Consider the following 18305-nt stretch of genomic DNA (forward strand, 5'->3'; position numbering starts at 1 on the left):
TGCTCCTAAATTTAATAATTATAATTTTACATTAAAATAGTATTATTTATTGTAATACTTATTTAAATTAATAATATTTTATTAATTTTTATTTTTTTATAAAATCGAACATTTTTGTTGATATTGATTTTCATTAAAACCATTATCAGAGTTAACAGCATATATATCAACGTTTAAGTAAAACTGATAATCACTATTTACGTGTGAAATAATACTACTTTTTTCATTATCATAATTATTTACTGGTAAATACTGATTACCGTTACTCATTAATGGTTGATTTTGTAATTTTCTTGAACTTGCAAAATCATATCAATGTCTCAAAAGATCATTTTTTTCTCATTGTCTTCTTTTTTCTTTTTCTATTTTTTCTAAAATATTATTAAGTTTTAAAATTTTTAATCCAACCTTTTTCAATTCTTCTTTTTGATTACTTATATTAACTTTTTCACATACTATTTTGTTAATTCGTTTTTTTTCAAAATTATAATAACCAAAAGTTAAAAACTTAACTAATTTATTCTTAAATTTAAAAATTTTACTTGTTTTTTGTTTTTCGAAAATTTCTAACTTTTTAATACTATTTATATTATAAGAAAGAAATATAGATTGTTTTTTAATATTTGACTGCAATGTTTTTTCACATTTATATTTCTTATTATTAATATAATATAATATTATTTTTATTTTATTAATTTTCTTTTTTAATAAATTAATATCTATTTCTCCATTATCTTTTAAGTATCGATCATCTAAAACATCATAAAAGTGTTCTTCACTATCATAGCTTGTAATAAAATTAAAATCTTGATCTATAAAAGGAAAACTATTATCGATTTTGTATTTCTTCATAATTTTTACTCCTTAAACTTATATAATCTAGTGACTAATTACAATATTTTCTTAATCTTTTATTTTTATCGATTATTAGATAAAATAAAAAAACAAAAATTAATAAATTAAATGCTAATTAAATTTAATATTAAACATTATTTATCTTTAAAAACTTTTTTAAAAATATAATCAACATTTATTAAAAAAATATTATTATTACAACATTCATTTAACTGTTCACTAGTTAAATATTGATTAATATTATTCTTTATTAATACATCTTTAAAATTAATCATTTTATTTTGTGCTTCTAAAGTGCATTTTTGAATAAAATCATAAGCAATTTCACGTGTTATTTTTGGATTGTTTTTAATAATAGCCAATAAAACTACTTGTGAAAAATAAAGTTCATTAGCTTTAGCAATATTATTTGCCATGGCACTAGTATTAATTACTAAATTATCTAAAATATTTGTCATTCTATTAATAATAAAATCTAATATATGATAAATATCAGGTAACATAATGCGTTCATTAGAACTATGAGAGATATCACGTTCATACCATAATAAATTATTCTCATATACTATACTATTATAACTTCGAACTAATCTTGCTAAACCACAAATATTTTCAGAACCAATTGGATTTTTTTTATGTGGCATTGAACTTGAACCTTTTTGTGAAATAGAAAATCCCTCTAAAAGTTCATTAACTTCGCTACGTTGACTCAAACGAATTTCTAAAGCTATTTTTTCAATTGTTGTAGCAATTGAACTTAATTGTGTAATTAAAAAAATCAAACGATCACGTTGTACTACCTGCGTAGCACAACTGTCAACTTCCATTTTTCATTTTTTGGCAATAAATTCACTAACTTTTGGCGAAATATGAACAAAATTACCCATAGCACCCATAATTTTAATAACTTCAACTTGTTTTCTTGCCAACTCCAACCTTACTAACTGTCTATTTATTTCATCGTATCATAAAGCAAATTTTAATCCTAATGAAGTTGGTTCACCAAAAATACCATGACTGCGACCAATTACTAATTGATTTTTATATTTAAACGCTAACTCTTTTAATTTAAATTGTAAAGTAATTAAAGTTTTTTCAATAATTTCATTTGAAAATTTTATTTGTAGATTTTGGACACTATCAACCATATCAGTTGAAGTTAAACCATAATGAATTCAACGACTTTCAGTTTTTAAGTTAGCACTTAACATTCTAGTAAACGCAACTACATCATGTTTAGTTTCTAATTCTAATTTATTCATTAATTCAATATCTAACTTAGCATTTTTTTTAATTAATTGAAAATCTTTAAAAGGAATTATATTTAAATGTTGTAATGATTCACAAACATCAATTTGAAAATTCATTCATAAGTTTAAACGATTTTTCATATTTCAAATATTAGTCATTGCTTTTGTTTCGTAACGTTCAATCATTTTTACTCCTTAATAAATATAGTTTGTTTACGATCTGGACCAACAGAAAATATTCTAATTGGAACACCCACCAACTCACTAATTTTTTTTAAATAATTTTTAGCATTTTCTGGTAATTCATCATAACTAGTAATATTAGTAATATCTTCATTTCAGCCAGGCATAGTAATAAAATGTGGTTGACATTTATTAAAGTTATTAATTTGAGAAGGTATGTATCTAATTATTTCGCCATTTAAAGTATAATGCGTACAAATGCTTAATGTTTCAATACCAGTAAGCACGTCTAACAACATAACAGCTAAACTAGTAAATCCATTAATTTGTGCACTATACTTAGCAATAACTGCATCAAATCATCCAATTCTTCTTGGTCTTTTTGAAACTGTGCCATATTCATTACCAGTCATACGAATATAATCTGCTCATTTACCAAAAACTTCACTAGGAAACGCACCAGCACCAACTCTTGTACTGTATGCTTTAGTTACACCAATAATTTCATTAATTGCTTTTAAAGAAATACCTGAACCAATAGCAATTGAACTAGCACTTGGATTAGAAGATGTTACAAAAGGATATGTACCATGATCTAAATCTAATAAAGTACCTTGTGCTCCTTCAAATAATATCTTTTTATTTCTAACTAATTGTTCATTTAAAAATTGACCAGTATCAATAATTAAATCTTTAAAGTATGGTAATAATTCTAATAAACGATTATATATTGTTTGCGCATTAAATTCTTTTTCATATCCATAAACATTTTTTAATATTTTATTTTTAATTAACAAATTATCAATAATCAATTCTAATAGTCGTTCCTTATCTAATAAATCGCCCATTCGAATTCCAATCCGATTAACTTTATCAGCATAACAAGGTCCAATTCCTTTTTTAGTAGTGCCAATAGTTTTATCACCCTTAATTTTTTCTTCATATTCATCAAATGCTAAATGATAAGGTAAAATAATATGAGCACGATCAGAAATTCGTAAATTTTGACAACTAAAACCAGCAGCTTTTAAATATTCAATTTCAGAAACTAATTTTTCTGGATTAACAACACAACCATTAGCAATAACACAATATGAATCTTTATTAAAGATACCAGAAGGAATAATACTTAATTTATATTTTTGATGATCAAAAACAATTGTATGTCCGGCATTATCACCACCACTTCAACGAACAATAACATCAGAATTTTGACTATAATAGTCAGTTATTTTGCCTTTTCCTTCATCACCTCATTGACAACCAATAATAGAAGTAGTTTTAAATGGTTTTGGTTGATCAATTTTTGATATTAAAATATTTTTAGTATTAACAATTTTATTAGTAATTTTTTGATTTTCTTCTTTTATTATATGTTTTGACTTTTCAAAATCTACTTTCATCTTATTAACGATTGGCTTAAGAGTGTCAGTTTTTATTGATTGCGTTTTTACTTTAGTTGCTTTTTTTACATCTTTAACTTTTGGTTTAATAGTTTTATTAAGTTGTTCAACTTGAGTTTTTGCCTTTTCTATTGTTGGTTTGATTATATTTTTTTTTGCTTTCATATTGTCTCCTTTATACTCAAAAAAAAGTATTTATAAATTTATAAATTAATTATATTATATAATTATTTAATAATGATTATCAAAATATTGTTATTAAAAATAAACTAGTAAAGGAAACTTAAAAAATGAAATGAAATTTTGATAATGACAGTTTTCAAAATGATAATAATGATGATTTTGACAAACTTTGTCCTATTTGTAAGCAGAAATTACTAGAAGCAAAACTTGAAAAAATAAATGAAATAAATCAATATCAGCAAACACAAAATGATATTTTATTAATTGAAGAAATAAAAAAAGAATTAGAAAAAATTAAAAAAGAAAAAGAAACACAACTTTATGTTTACTTATGTAGAAAACATAAAAATGAAAATATTCTTTAATATTTTTATAATATATTAATTATTTTTTATTATATTTATTCATAATATTTTCAAATTTACTATCAGTAATTCAACTACTAATGCTTTCTACAAAAAATTGTTTATGATCGTTTATATTCTTTAACTCATCATTACTAAACTTACTCAAAACTCAATCAGCCGTGTTAAAATTAGGATTTTTACCAACACCAATTCTTAATCTTTGAAAATCTTTACTACCAATTTGATTAAAAATACTTTTAATTCCATTATGACCAGAAGCACTAAATTTTTGTTTGTATTGACATTGACCAAAATTTAAATCAACTTCATCGTGAATAATTAACACATTTTCAATTTTAATTTTAAAATAATTCATAAAATTTGAAACACAAAAACCTGATAAGTTCATAAAAGTTAATGGTTTTAAAAAAATAACATCAGTGCCATTAACAACAGTTTTAACATATTGACCATTAAATTTAGTTTGATTAATTTTTAATTGTAATGTTTCACAAATCATATTAATAATAATAAAACCAATATTATGACGTGTCAATTCATACTCTTTACCTGGGTTTCCTAATCCAATAACTAATTTCATCTACTTTAAATTTCCTCTTTATTATTTTTTACTATTTTTATTATTAATTTTTTTTATTAATTCATTTGTTTTATCATCATAAACTTTTGTTAATGATTTATTATTAATTGAAGCATCAATCATTTTTGCAATAAAATCAGCAATTGAAATAATTTTTAAGCCGTTAAATTTTTTTTCTTCAGAAATTTCAATAGTATTAGTAATAACAACTTCCTTAATAATTCCATCAATAACAGATTGTTTCAAATTTTTTGAAGCTTGCCCACTAAAAATACCATGAGTAGCTAAAATATAAACTGATTTTGCACCATGTTCTTTAATAGCTTTTGCTGCATTAATAATAGTACCACCTGTATCAATCATATCATCAATAATAATAGCATTCTTTTCTTTAACATCTCCTAGTACAAACTTAACTTGACTTTGATTAGGAGTTGTTCTTCTTTTATCAATAATTGCCAAAGGTACACTTAAATAATTACCTAATCTTCGAGCACGAGTAACACCACCATGATCTGGAGATACAACAACTAAATTAGTTAAATTTTCTTCAATTAAATAAGATGCTAAATCTTGAGTTGCTCGTAAATCATCAACAGGAACATCAAAAAATCCTTGTTCTTGTGGTGAATGTAAATCAACAGTAATAACACGATCAACACCCGCAACAGTTAATAAATTTGCAACAAGTTTACAAGTAATAGGTTGTCTACCACCTTGTTTTCGATCTTGACGAGCATAACCAAAATAAGGAATTACTACATGAATTTTAGCAGCAGATGCACGAACTAAAGCATCAACAAAAATTAATAATTCCATTAAATTATCATTAGTTGGCGGCGAAGTTGATTGGATAATATATACCACTTTCCCTCGTACTGATGTTATAGATTGAATGTTAAATTCACCATCAGCAAAACGACTGATTTCTGCTTTTCCAGGTTCAATATTAAGTTTTTTACAAACTTCTTGTGTAAATTTTTGACTAGCACTTAAACCAAAAACTACAATGTTTTCTACATTATTCATTAAATCCTCCTTTACATGTTTCTAAAAAATTATAATTATAATTTCATTATACAATGTTTATTACAATTTAAGTATATTAAATTTAAAGACTATTAATTAAAAATAATTAATAAAAAGTTATATCTTTTGCAAGAAAAAATAAAATCATTATAATAGTTAACGGATAATAAATATTTAAAAATATGTTTATTAATAAACAAGGATTATTGCTGAGGTGTTTTATATACTTATTATCCACATTCTAATATCATTAATTTTAATAATTATTATGAAAGGTATTTATTATTAATAATAGTAAATAACTGATAAAACATTGAAAATGTTAATTCTTCAGATCTTATTGTTAATGATCAAGATAAGTCGTTAATTAAATTAACGGCTTTTTCTTTGCTATTTAAATAAATACCCAAATTGTTAACTAATGTTTTTCTCTTATTAACAAAGCAACTTCTTACAAATTTTCAAAATAATTGTGGTTCATCAAGTTGAAATTTAGGATTTACTTTAAAATAAACAACACTACTTGTGACATTAGGTATCGGAGTAAAATTATTAGGACTAACATCAAAAATAATTTTAACATCACAATAAAATTGACACATAACAGAAAGATTATTATATACTTTAGTTTTAGGTTTAGCACAAAATCTTTGTGCAACTTCTTTTTGCATCATTAATGTAAATGAATCAAATAATTCAATATTTTCTAATAATTTTAAAACAATTTGTGAAGTAATATAATAAGGCAAATTTGCAATTACATGAATTTTTTGATTTATTGCAAATTCTTCATTAATGATTTTTTTTAAATCTAAATTTAAAAAATCATCATTTATAATTTTTAAATTTTTGTATTCATTTAACTCTTTTTCTAAAACAGGAATTAATTTTTTGTCAATTTCAATTGTTACAACTTTTTGCGCAGTGCTGAGTAATTTATTGGTTAAATGACCAATGCCCGCTCCAATTTCAACAATGCCATCTTCATCTTTAAAATTACTAGTTTTAACAATTTTATCAATTATATTATTATTAATTAAAAAGTTTTGTCCAAACTTTTTAACTGCATGTAAGTCGTATTTTTTCAATATTTTTTTTGGATTTTCCATTATTATTCTCCAATTCACATTTTTAGTTAATTATATACTAGTAATAATTAAACAAATAGTTAGCCAACTAATCATATATGCTAAATTTACTACTAGCAAATCTACATGTGGTAATATTAACATATATCAACTTAATAAATAAATATTAATTTGAGTGGGAAAAGGAGATGATTTTTATATGGCAACAAAAATAGAGGTTGCTAATGACGGACACAATAACCAAGACGTTAATATTGTTTCTCTAGATTTAGGAACAAGAAATTTAATTGTCAGAGTTAATGGAAGGGTTGTTTATAGTCAACCATCAGCAATTGTATTTGATACAGAAAACGGAGAAGTATTCATTGGTGAAGCCGCTTTATTAATGAAAGAAAAAACTCCAGCGAATAAAATTTTCAGAGAACCAATGGATAATGGTGTTATTAGTGACAATAATGCTTTGATTGCTTTATTAACTGAAATTTTTACACAAATTATTGATGTGAAAGCTGAAAAAATTTGAGAAAATTCAGTAGCGCTTGTAGCTATTCCATCTAAGGTTTATAAATTAGATAGAACTGTTTTACGTGAAATTCTACAAGGAAAAAAAGTAGCTAAAATTCCAATTTATAGCGATAAATTTCCTAAGAGATATAATGAAAGTAATGAAAGCGTAATGAAAGCTGAAAAAGTTGTTATTGTTCCTGAAGTAAAATTGGCAGCTATTGGTGCTGGGGAAGCACTTTGAGATGCTTCAGGAGTATTTATTCTTGATATTGGTGGTGGAACTTCTGACTGTGCCATTTTATCAAGTGGAGAAGTTATTGTTCAAGATTCAATTCCAATTGCTGGAAATGCTATTGAACGTAATATTAAAGAACATTTTGAGAAAATGCACTATATATCTCTTAGCTCAATGGAGGCTGAAAAAACAAAAATTAGTGCTGGTATTTGAATAGATGGTGAAAAAGATAGTGAAAATAAAATTACTATCCATGGAAAAAGTACTAAAACTAAAAAACCTGAACAAATTACAGTTCCTAAGCAAGAAGCAGCTAGAGTAGTTACCGAAGCCTTTGAACCAATTGTTGCACTATGTAGTGACATTATCGATAAAGCTGGACCTGCCTTTTCAGAAATGATTATGAAAGACGGTTTAACTATCACTGGTGGGGGTGCTTTGCTTGAAAATATTACAACTTATCTAAAAAAACGACTAAATTTAGAACATGTGGTATCTGCTAATAATCCAAGAGAGTGTGTAATTAGAGGAACTCAAGCCTATGAAACTCATAAACAAGATGTATATGAAAAAGGATTCATTAGACCAAGTAATTAAAATTCCAGGTGTGTAGAAGGAGGAAAAAAAATGGGATTATTTGATAAAAAACCCAAAGAAAACTTAAATAAAAAAAGTAATATTAAGTCTATTAATGACTACCAATGATTAGCTTTAGATGTCGGAACAGAAAACTTTAAAGCAAGGTATGTTAACATTGGACTTACATATGATGCTCCAACTTATCTTGCTGAAGACTATGAAAAAAATGTTATTCTTTATGGTGAAGAAGCTAAAGCTTTAATTGATAAAACAAATGAAAATGTTGTTATTAAGCGTCCAGTTCGTGATGGTAATATTGCTGATCCAGATGCTTTACAACGTATCCTTGCTAAAATTTTTCAAGATTTTAAACTTGAAATTAAAGATTCAAAACAAGCTGATAAAAACCGTAATTTAATTGTTTTAATGGCAACACCAAGTGAAATTAATTCAGTACAAAGAGAAGCACTAGAAAATATAGTTCATCGTTTAGGAGCACTTCGTGGATTTGTTCAAGAAGAAGTTAAAATGGCAGCATTAGGTTCAGGCCAAGATATTTTTGGAACTGCAATTATGTGTGTTGATATTGGTGGGGGAAGTACTGATATTGCCGTACTTAGCAACGATTCAATCCTATATTCATATACAACACATTGTGCTGGAGACTATTTAACACAAAAAATTCAAGAATACATAGCTAAAAAGCATGCTTTAAAAATTGGTACTAAAGAAGCAGAAGATGTTAAAAAGAACATCGGTTCACTTCTTAAATATCAAGATGAAAAACCATACACTATTTCAGGTGTTTCATTACCTAGATTAGACTCTCAACCAGGAGAAACAATGTCAATTTCTAAAACTATTGAAATTACACCAGAAGAAATTCGCGAAAATGTAATGCAAGTTCAATTTAGAGAACATGTTATTCCATCAATTCGTAGAGTACTAAGAACTTCTGGGGAAAAAGCTGCTGGTAGTGTTAGTGACTTAAAGAAAAAAGGTAAGGGAATCACAATTTGTGGTGGTGGAGCTTACATTAAAAAAATTGATGAATTTATTAAAGAAGAATTGGCTAAGGAATATTTCATCGAAGTTAAAGCTGAAAAAAATACAAAACCAATTCGTCAAAAATATGAGGGAGATATCTTTGAAGTACGTGTTGCTCAAAATCCTTTAGATAATGTTATTGATGGTTGTGTAAAATATCGTGATACAATTTACAAACAATTAATAGCTGAACAAAATCCTAACCGCGAAATTCTAACAAAAGACGAAGATTTAGGATAAAAAATAAGTTTAAATAAAATGCACTTTTAAAATTTATAGAAGTGCATTTTTTACCTATATAAATAATAAATTACTATATAAAATAAAAAATTAATAATCACGCTTAAAATACATCATTAAATATTTCAAAAAAAATATCATAAAAATCATATAAAATTATTAATACATGCTGAATTATACTTGTAAATGCAAGTAAATAAAATTGCAAAAAATTCTCATATAAAAATTTCATAATGCTAAATTTAGTTTAGAAAAAAGTAAGGAGTTTTTATATGAGTTATAAACATCTTGGCATAGATGAAAGGATTTATATTGAGAATCAATTGAAATTTAAATTTAAAATTAGTGAAATAGCTAAAAATCTTAATCGAAGTATTAGTACTATTATTCGAGAAATTAATAGAAATAAAGATAATAATCATTATTTTTCATTAATTGCACAAAATAAAGCTGAAAATTGAAAACAATCACATATTAGTTTTCATAAGTTTAAAAATAAGAATTTAGTAAAATATGTACAACAAAAATTACTATTAGGTTGATCACCTGAACAAATTTATGGCAGAATTAAAAATTTTCATAAAGAGTGAGTTATTAGTTTTAAAACAATTTATACTTGAATTTATTTTGGAATGCTTGATAAAGTTACTAGTAAAAATTTAAGAAGAAAAGGTAAAAAACGAAAATCTCAAGAGAATCGTGGCAAGTTTAATGGTAAATCAATTAAAGAACGAGATATAAATGTTAATGATCGTATAACACTTGGTCATTGAGAAGGAGATACTATAGTATCATCACGAGGTAAAAGCAAATCATGTTTAATAACTTTAGTTGAAAGAGTATCACGATTTACTTTAGCAATATTAGTTAAAAACAGAACTACTAAAGTTATTAATAAAAATGTCAGTTATTATTTATCAATTCTTCCTAAAAACATTGTTAAAAATATTACTTTTGATCGTGGCAAAGAATTTTCAAATTGACAACAACTTGAAAAAAATTTAGATGTAAAAATTTATTTTGCCAATCCATATTCACCTTGACAAAGAGGTACTAATGAAAATACTAATGGTTTAATTAGAGAAAAATTTCCTAAAAAATTTATTTTTTCAAAAACTAATAAAAATGAAGTTCATAAATTTATATTGTCTTTAAATCAAAGACCGAGAAAAATATTAAATTATCTTTCACCAATCGAATATTTGGATAGAAAAATAATTTAGTTGCACTTACCTTTACAATTTAGCATTACTCCTTTTTTACTTTATATAAAATTTTAATATAAAATGTTATAATATTATTATACTACTTATGGGAGAAAGATAATCTAATGCAAAAAATAAATATTTTGTTTAAAAATCAGATTCAAAAGAAAATTAAAGTAAATAATTTATTAAAACATAAAAATCAAATTGTATATTTTTATAATGTAATTGTCTTTAAAACATATATATTAGTTTATTATTATTACTATAAATAAAAAATGCTGAATTATAATTGTAAGTGCAAGTAAATAAAATTGCAAAAAATTCTCATATAAAAATTTCATAATGCTAAATTTAGTTTAGAAAAAAGTAAGGAGTTTTTATATGAGTTATAAACATCTTGGCATAGATGAAAGGATTTATATTGAGAATCAATTGAAATTTAAATTTAAAATTAGTGAAATAGCTAAAAATCTTAATCGAAGTATTAGTACTATTATTCGAGAAATTAATAGAAATAAAGATAATAATCATTATTTTTCATTAATTGCACAAAATAAAGCTGAAAATTGAAAACAATCACATATTAGTTTTCATAAGTTTAAAAATAAGAATTTAGTAAAATATGTACAACAAAAATTACTATTAGGTTGATCACCTGAACAAATTTATGGCAGAATTAAAAATTTTCATAAAGAGTGAGTTATTAGTTTTAAAACAATTTATACTTGAATTTATTTTGGAATGCTTGATAAAGTTACTAGTAAAAATTTAAGAAGAAAAGGTAAAAAACTAAAATCTAAAGAAAATCGTGGCAAGTTTAATGATAAATCAATTAAAGAACGAGATATAAATGTTAATGATCGTATAACACTTGGTCATTGAGAAGGAGATACTATAGTATCATCACGAGGTAAAAGCAAATCATGTTTAATAACTTTAGTTGAAAGAGTATCACGATTTACTTTAGCAATATTAGTTAAAAACAGAACTACTAAAGTTATTAATAAAAATGTCAGTTATTATTTATCAATTCTTCCTAAAAACATTGTTAAAACTATTACTTTTGATCGTGGCAAAGAATTTTCAAATTGACAACAACTTGAAAAAAATTTAGATGTAAAAATTTATTTTGCCAATCCATATTCACCTTGACAAAGAGGTACTAATGAAAATACTAATGGTTTAATTAGAGAAAAATTTCCTAAAAAATTTATTTTTTCAAAAACTAATAAAAATGAAGTTCATAAATTTATATTGTCTTTAAATCAAAGACCGAGAAAAATATTAAATTATCTTTCACCAATCGAATATTTGGATAGAAAAATAATTTAGTTGCACTTACCTTTACAATTTATCGTTTAACTAAATAATGATCAATGTCTTTAATTAATTCTTTTACTAAAATAGTTTTAAATTCATCAATATCTGCTTTACAATTTACAGTTGGAGTTGTTAAAAATTTTAAGTTTTGTTTAACAAATAAATTTAATGAAACATCATATTCAACTGTTTGATCTACTAGTTCAACTTTATTTGTTTCTTGTTTTACTCCTTTATATAAATTTAATTTAATTTTAATTGTAATAAAATTTTCTGAACCAATAATTAAACCTTGTTGATCTTCTGCAGAATATATTGCTACTAATTCATTTTCTTTAACTTCAATATTTTTATCTTTGGAAATTTTTTGAACTGGAACTGTATTATTAATTGGTACTATAATAATTGCTAAATCTACTGTTAATTTTGATCAAACAAAATCATATGTATTATTTTCTTCGTTATATTTAATACCAAAACCTTCTAAATTACTAAAGTCATCAACATTATAACTAGAAGCAAATGATTTACTTAAAATACTTTCTGATGTTTTACAAGCAACTATTGTTGTTGTACTTACTGTTGTAAATCCAATCGTTCCTAAAATATTTAATCATTTTTTCATTTTTATAAAAAAAACCTTTTTTATAAACTTATTATATTATTATTTTAAAAAAAATAAAAAAATACATTTTTAAATGTCAACAATATTTTTTATCGATTAAAATGTATTTTTTATATTTAAAATTATTATTTTAACTGTATAAAAAGTATAAGCCATTAACTATTTTAAAAGTAATAACTTTAACTTTATATAAAAAAATACAAATTAAAAAACAATTAGTTTTTTAATTTATTCACTAATTTCTTTACTTTCTAAAACTTCAATTAACTTTAAACCGAATTCAAATACAGCACCAATTGATTTTCCAGTTATAATATTATTATCAACTACTACTTTTTCATCTAAAATAATACTTTTATTTAAACCAATATTAGCGTCTGGAAAATGCGTAATTTTTTTGTTATCTATTAAATTTAATTGCCCTAAAATTTGCGGTGCTGCACAAATAGCAGCAATAAACTTATTACTATCTTTAGCAAAAATAACTAACATTGATTTTAATCATTCATTTTTGCTTAAGTTTTCTACTCTAATTTTACCGGGTGGTAAAATTAGCATCTTATAACTTAACAAATCAATATCACTGATTTTCTTTTCACATAAAATAAAAACATTATGACTTGATTTGATTTTTAAGTCATTTTCAATACTTACTAAATCAATAATAATATTAGCCCTTCTTAATAGATCAATAGTAATTATTACTTCACCCATTTCATAGCCTGTTGCTAAAAAAATGGCTACTTTAAACTTCTCATTATTACTCATTATTTCTTTTCAATTCATTATTTAATTTAAAAACATTAATAGCATTTTCCCTAATTGCATTAATAATACTTTGTTTTGGGATCTTCTTTAATTCAGCTATTTTATTAACTGTAAATATTATATTTTCTGGATGATTAATTGTTAATCCATTTTTGAGATTTTTACCTCTTTTTGGTTCAGGAGTTAAATATGGCGCATCTGTTTCAACTAATATTTTATTAATTGGTATATTTTTTGCTACCTCTTGTAACTTCAAAGCATTTTTATATGTCACATTACCTGCAAAAGAAATATAAAAACCTTGTTTTATAAATTTTTCAGCTATTACTTTTGTTCCCGTAAAACAATGAAGAACACCATTAGTAATATTTTCTTTTTTAATAATTTCAAAAGCATCTTCAAAAGCATTACGAATATGTAATAATACGGGTAATTTATGTTCTTTAGCTAATTTTAGTTGTTCAATAAATCATTTTTTTTGCAATTGTGGTTCTGTAAATTTATGATAATAATCTAATCCAATTTCACCAATAGCAACTACTTTACCAGTTGCTATTAATTTTTTCAATTCTGAAATAGTATTACTATCGCAAGTATTTACTTCTGTTGGATGAATACCTACAGCTGCATAAAGATTAGGAATTTTTTCTTCACTCTCAAATTCATAAATTTGACTAACAGCTTGCTTACTAGTATTTAAGTCAAAACCAACATTACAAATACTACCAATACTATCACCTGCTGAATAAGCATCAGTTAATAATTTTAATATTTCTGTTTCATCATAATGTTTTGACATTAAATGACAATGAGTATCAAAAATTCCATTATTAGCCATATATTTTACCTTCCTTTTTATTTTCCTAAACAAAATCTTTTAAAAATTTCATCTAATAAATCAGTTTCAAATTTTTTACCTTGCATTTCTAAAATCTTATTTCATGCAGTTTGTAAGTGTACAATAATTAAGTCTATCGAAATATTCTTTTTTAAATCTTTTAATGCTTCTGAAATACTAAGTTCAATTTCATCCAAATATGCTAATTGTCTTGTATTCGCAAAAAGTAATTCTTTATCAAAATTAATTTCAGTAGTTATAATTTTATTTTTTATTCCTAAAATTAGATTTTCAATTTCGCCCATTATTGCACTAACTTTTACCACATTAAAATTATTTTTAATGTCTAATTTTAATTTTAACCTTAAATCCGTTTTATTAATAGCAATAAGGTAATTTTTATGTTTTATTTTTTCTAATAATTGTTTATCCTCAATACTTAAATCTTTTGAACCATCTAGTACTAATATTATTAAATCTGCTTCGTTTAAAGCCTTATGTGATTTATCAATACCTGCTTTTTCGATATCATTTAAAGTATGACGTATACCTGCTGTATCAATTAAATTTAAACTAATATCACCCAAATTAATTTTGCCTTCTACCAGATCTCTTGTTGTTCCTTCTTCATTAGAAACAATAGCTTTATCTTCATTTAAAAGCACATTTAATAGGGAAGATTTTCCAACATTAGGTTTTCCAATAATAACTGTATTAATTCCCTCTTTTATAGTTTTAGTAATTTTACTATGTTCTTTAATAACTTTTATTTTATTTAAAAATTTTTCAACTAAAGGAATAACATTATTAATTGTTTTTTCCTCAACCCCATCGTATTCAGGATAATCAATATTAACTGTTATATTAGCAATTAAAGTTAGTAATTCTGAAGATAATTCATCAATTAGTATTCTTGTTTTACCACTTAAACTATTAATAGCGGTTTTTAAAATAGTATTATTTTCAGCCATAATTAAATCATTAATAGCTTCTGCTTCAATTAAATCAATTTTATCATTTAAATAAGCTCTTCTTGTAAATTCTCCTCTTGTTGCCATTCTCATACCTGTAGATAGTAATAATTGCGAAATTTTTTGTGTTATTAGCACTCCACCATGACAATTAATTTCAATTGTATCTTCACCTGTAAAAGATTTGGGAGCGCGATAACATGCCAAAACAACTTGATCAATTTTATTCTTATTATGATCAATAATATATCCTGTTATTAAAGTGTGACCTTTTTGATTTAAAATATCTTTATCAAAAACCTTATTTAATAGCTCATAAGTATCTTTTCCTGAAATTCTAATAATACTAATTGCTTGATTTAAAGGTGCGGTTGCAATTGCAGTAATAGTATCATTTAACATTTTTTCCTCTTTTCATTTAAACAATCTAAGATTTAAAATCTTAGATTACTCTAATTTTCCAATCTAATTACTACATGACGGTTATAACCTATACCTTCAGAAAAACTTGATATTCCTTCAATGTTTTTAACTATTTCATGTATAATTTTTCTTTGGTTATTAGGCATTGATTCAAAATGAAACATTTCTTTACTTATTCTTATTTTTTTTATAATTTCATATATTCTAATTTTTAAATTTTGTTTTTGAATATTTAAATAATTATTAACATTTATTACTATTTGATAGTTTCTTTTAAATTTTGTTTCTAAATAAGTAATAAGTAAATTTTGTAAAGCACTAATTGTATAACCTTTTTTGCCAATTAAAATTGAATTTTCATTTTTACAATTAATATTAATATAAAATTTATTGCCATTTAATATTATTTCTTCTTGATAATTTTTTATATTAAAAAGTTCCGATAAATCATGTCATTTATCATTCAAATAATTTTTAACATCATTTTCGTTAAAAATAAAAATTTTAGTAATGGTTTTAAATAAACGTTTTTCTATACCTAATTTTATATAAAATGTCTTGGGGGATAAATTTTTGATAGTTTTTTTCTAAATCAATATTTTTTTTAAATGATTTAATTTCCATCTTTTTTTCTCCACATTATAATAAATTACTTATTTTTTTTAGGTTGAACAACTATTTCAGATTTTGTAAATATCTTTTTAATCTTACTTGAAAATGGTGTACTAATTGTACCATTTTTTTTATAACGGCTACGTTTATGTTTATTATAGTAATGAAAACCAAGAGTTTGAAATATTTGTAATATTCCAGAAATAATTCAATAAATGCCTAATCCTGAAGGAGCAACACATACATAAAATAAAAACATAAAAATCATAACGCTTTGAATAATAACTTGTTTTTTTAATGCAGCTTTTGCTTCTTTAGTTTTAATCTTCTGTCGTGAACGATTTAAAAACATCGGTAATAACATAGAAACTAATTGTGTTGGTATATATATAACAATAATTATTAAATACATAAATTGTCCATGGGTAACCATAGTTCATGGTTGTTCAACTAAACTAATAGCACCAACAACAGTATTTTTTAATAAATTAGTTGATTTCATAACAGTAAACATAGCTGTTAAGAAAGGAAGTGATAAAAACATTGGAATAAAAGCAGCCATTGGATTTATTCCTTCTTTTTTATAAATAGCCATTAATTCCATTTGTTGTTTTTGTTTTGCACTTGGATCACGTGAATGTTTATATTTGGCTTGAATTTCGGAAGTTTTCATTTGCACTGATTGCATTTTTTCCTGATTTTGTTGGGCTTTAAAAGTAAATACTAATGTAATAAGTTTAATAATTAAGGTTGTAAAAATAATAGCAAAAATAACACTTACTGATCAATATTTTGAATTTATATCAACTCCACCACTTAATCCAGCAGAAATACTAACTAAGATTCAAGCAATTGGATAAACAAACATTCCAAAGAACGGTGATTTAGTTTGCGTTCAAGCTTCACTTCATGTTCTAATCCCTGTAAATCCATACTCATAAATATTATTACCATTAAAATGAAAAATGTGATTTTTTGCTACATCACTGTTACCAATAAGTAATTCAAAAAAAACAGCCGCTACATTATATTTTTGAAAATCATAAGCTGAAATAACATCACTAGTTGCAACATTAGGATCACCCATAGTCTGACCGCAACCTCAAAGTGTTGACATCAATAAAAAAGTCCCTAAAATAATTTTAGTTCATTTTCATGTTATTTTTAATCAAACGTTTTTTTTCTGTTGTTCAGGAAATAAAAACTTTTTATATTGCATTAATTTTACTCTCCTATAATGGGATTTTCATTAAAAGTTGTAATAAAGAACTAAGATTTTCTTCATATGTATTAGATAAATAATTTTTTCTAATCATAATTACTATATCTACTGGTCAATCTTTTTTAATATCTACTAACATTCCTCGTACTTGACGTTTAATCTTATTACGTGCAAAAGCAAAACGAACTAGTTTTTTTCCTACTGATACACCTACTCGTATAGTCTCAAAATCTACTCTATTCATATAATAGATAAAAAATTGACCATTTGAAATACTTTTTCCTTCATTAATTAAATATTTAAAATGATGATTTTTCAAAAGGCGGTATTTTTTTTCCATATTTTGTTCACCTTATTTTATTTTTTTAAACTATGCTGTTAATTTTTTACGTCCTCTTTGACGTCTTCTTTTAATAACATTAATCCCTGTTGCAGATTTCATTCTTGCAAAAAAACCATGAGTTTTTTGATGTTTTCTCTTACTTGGTTGATATGTCGGTTTCATTTTTTTCTCCTTTTTTTAAAATTCTAATAAAAAATCATTAAGAGTATTCTAACATAATATTTATATCTTAACAAATTATTCTGTTTATTTTTAATAAAAACAATATTAGTTTAACAAAAAAATAAATCATTTATAATATTAAATAATAAATATTATTTTTTTTATTTTTTTTAAAAGTATAATACAGATTATAATTATAAAAAAGTTATCAACATTAATCCACAATTTATCCACAATAATTATATTAATTAAAGAGGTTTTTAAAA

Annotated in this window: 20 protein-coding genes; 5 read left to right on the forward strand and 15 right to left on the reverse strand. The window is 23.9% G+C overall.

The window, feature by feature from the left end; all coding sequences use genetic code 4:
• Window positions 1-96: 96 nt before the first annotated feature.
• The 3 genes from ACICQF_RS06285 to ACICQF_RS06295 form a co-directional block, all read right to left on the reverse strand.
• The gene (locus ACICQF_RS06285) at window positions 97-852 is read right to left on the reverse strand and encodes a hypothetical protein (protein ID WP_395473193.1); all 756 of its coding nucleotides are present in this window, start codon (window positions 850-852) and stop codon (window positions 97-99) included.
• Between the two features lie 137 nt (window positions 853-989).
• Window positions 990-2291 carry an adenylosuccinate lyase gene (gene purB, locus ACICQF_RS06290; protein ID WP_395473194.1) on the reverse strand — a complete coding sequence of 434 codons (1302 nt, stop codon included), beginning with the start codon at window positions 2289-2291 and terminating at the stop codon, window positions 990-992.
• 2 nt (window positions 2292-2293) lie between these two features.
• Window positions 2294-3856, reverse strand: coding sequence for an adenylosuccinate synthase (locus tag ACICQF_RS06295; RefSeq protein ID WP_395473195.1), 1563 nt, complete (start codon window positions 3854-3856; stop codon window positions 2294-2296).
• A 125-nt stretch (window positions 3857-3981) separates the two neighbouring features.
• Here ACICQF_RS06295 and ACICQF_RS06300 point away from each other — a divergent pair, with 125 nt between their 5' ends.
• Window positions 3982-4239: a hypothetical protein gene (locus tag ACICQF_RS06300; protein ID WP_252320612.1), complete on the forward strand. Its 258-nt coding sequence runs from the start codon at window positions 3982-3984 to the stop codon at window positions 4237-4239.
• 19 nt (window positions 4240-4258) lie between these two features.
• On the opposite strand, the gene pth is transcribed toward ACICQF_RS06300, so the two are convergent.
• The 3 genes from pth to rsmA all read right to left on the reverse strand — a co-directional run bounded on the left by pth (window position 4259) and on the right by rsmA (window position 6960).
• Window positions 4259-4822 (reverse strand): aminoacyl-tRNA hydrolase, encoded by a 564-nt coding sequence (gene pth, locus ACICQF_RS06305; protein WP_395473196.1) that lies wholly within the window; start codon window positions 4820-4822, stop codon window positions 4259-4261.
• 21 nt (window positions 4823-4843) lie between these two features.
• Window positions 4844-5851: a ribose-phosphate diphosphokinase gene (locus ACICQF_RS06310; protein WP_339039261.1), complete on the reverse strand. Its 1008-nt coding sequence runs from the start codon at window positions 5849-5851 to the stop codon at window positions 4844-4846.
• Window positions 5852-6117: 266 nt separating this feature from the next.
• Window positions 6118-6960 carry a 16S rRNA (adenine(1518)-N(6)/adenine(1519)-N(6))-dimethyltransferase RsmA gene (gene rsmA, locus ACICQF_RS06315; protein ID WP_395473197.1) on the reverse strand — a complete coding sequence of 281 codons (843 nt, stop codon included), beginning with the start codon at window positions 6958-6960 and terminating at the stop codon, window positions 6118-6120.
• Window positions 6961-7138: 178 nt separating this feature from the next.
• On the opposite strand from rsmA, the gene ACICQF_RS06320 reads away from it, so the two are divergent.
• Together ACICQF_RS06320 and ACICQF_RS06325 are read left to right on the forward strand one after the other, a co-directional pair.
• Entirely contained in the window at window positions 7139-8278 is a 1140-nt protein-coding gene (locus ACICQF_RS06320; RefSeq protein WP_395473198.1) for a rod shape-determining protein, read from the forward strand.
• Between the two features lie 30 nt (window positions 8279-8308).
• Window positions 8309-9547 (forward strand): rod shape-determining protein, encoded by a 1239-nt coding sequence (locus ACICQF_RS06325; RefSeq protein WP_395473199.1) that lies wholly within the window; start codon window positions 8309-8311, stop codon window positions 9545-9547.
• A gap of 103 nt (window positions 9548-9650) precedes the next feature.
• Here the strand turns inward: ACICQF_RS06325 and ACICQF_RS06330 are convergent, their stop codons facing one another.
• The gene (locus ACICQF_RS06330) at window positions 9651-9779 is read right to left on the reverse strand and encodes a hypothetical protein (protein ID WP_395473200.1); all 129 of its coding nucleotides are present in this window, start codon (window positions 9777-9779) and stop codon (window positions 9651-9653) included.
• Between the two features lie 40 nt (window positions 9780-9819).
• Between ACICQF_RS06330 and ACICQF_RS06335 the strand changes: the two genes are divergently transcribed.
• Entirely contained in the window at window positions 9820-10770 is a 951-nt protein-coding gene (locus ACICQF_RS06335; protein WP_395473201.1) for an IS30 family transposase, read from the forward strand.
• Between the two features lie 366 nt (window positions 10771-11136).
• Window positions 11137-12087 (forward strand): IS30 family transposase, encoded by a 951-nt coding sequence (locus ACICQF_RS06340; protein WP_395473202.1) that lies wholly within the window; start codon window positions 11137-11139, stop codon window positions 12085-12087.
• Between the two features lie 19 nt (window positions 12088-12106).
• Here ACICQF_RS06340 and ACICQF_RS06345 read toward each other — a convergent pair whose 3' ends face one another.
• From ACICQF_RS06345 to rpmH, 8 genes are all read right to left on the reverse strand, one after another.
• Window positions 12107-12700, reverse strand: coding sequence for a lipoprotein (locus ACICQF_RS06345; protein WP_395473203.1), 594 nt, complete (start codon window positions 12698-12700; stop codon window positions 12107-12109).
• 228 nt (window positions 12701-12928) lie between these two features.
• The gene (locus ACICQF_RS06350; protein WP_395473204.1) at window positions 12929-13486 is read right to left on the reverse strand and encodes a DJ-1 family glyoxalase III; all 558 of its coding nucleotides are present in this window, start codon (window positions 13484-13486) and stop codon (window positions 12929-12931) included.
• Window positions 13461-14306: a TatD family hydrolase gene (locus ACICQF_RS06355; RefSeq protein ID WP_342257746.1), complete on the reverse strand. Its 846-nt coding sequence runs from the start codon at window positions 14304-14306 to the stop codon at window positions 13461-13463. The genes ACICQF_RS06350 and ACICQF_RS06355 overlap by 26 nt, the downstream gene beginning before the upstream one ends.
• 17 nt (window positions 14307-14323) lie before the next feature.
• Entirely contained in the window at window positions 14324-15679 is a 1356-nt protein-coding gene (mnmE, locus tag ACICQF_RS06360) for a tRNA uridine-5-carboxymethylaminomethyl(34) synthesis GTPase MnmE (protein WP_395473205.1), read from the reverse strand.
• Window positions 15680-15729: 50 nt separating this feature from the next.
• The gene (locus ACICQF_RS06365) at window positions 15730-16167 is read right to left on the reverse strand and encodes a protein jag (RefSeq protein ID WP_395473206.1); all 438 of its coding nucleotides are present in this window, start codon (window positions 16165-16167) and stop codon (window positions 15730-15732) included.
• Between the two features lie 182 nt (window positions 16168-16349).
• Window positions 16350-17531, reverse strand: coding sequence for a membrane protein insertase YidC (yidC, locus tag ACICQF_RS06370; protein WP_395473207.1), 1182 nt, complete (start codon window positions 17529-17531; stop codon window positions 16350-16352).
• A 13-nt stretch (window positions 17532-17544) separates the two neighbouring features.
• Complete coding sequence (gene rnpA / locus ACICQF_RS06375) at window positions 17545-17874, reverse strand: ribonuclease P protein component (RefSeq protein ID WP_395473208.1); 330 nt, start codon at window positions 17872-17874, stop codon at window positions 17545-17547.
• 30 nt (window positions 17875-17904) lie between these two features.
• Complete coding sequence (gene rpmH / locus ACICQF_RS06380; RefSeq protein WP_174481423.1) at window positions 17905-18039, reverse strand: 50S ribosomal protein L34; 135 nt, start codon at window positions 18037-18039, stop codon at window positions 17905-17907.
• Between the last annotated feature and the right edge of the window lie 266 nt (window positions 18040-18305).

Origin of the sequence: Spiroplasma endosymbiont of Nomada rufipes, assembly GCF_964277355.1 — a bacterium.
Classification (GTDB): domain Bacteria; phylum Bacillota_I; class Bacilli_A; order Mycoplasmatales; family VBWQ01; genus Spiroplasma_E.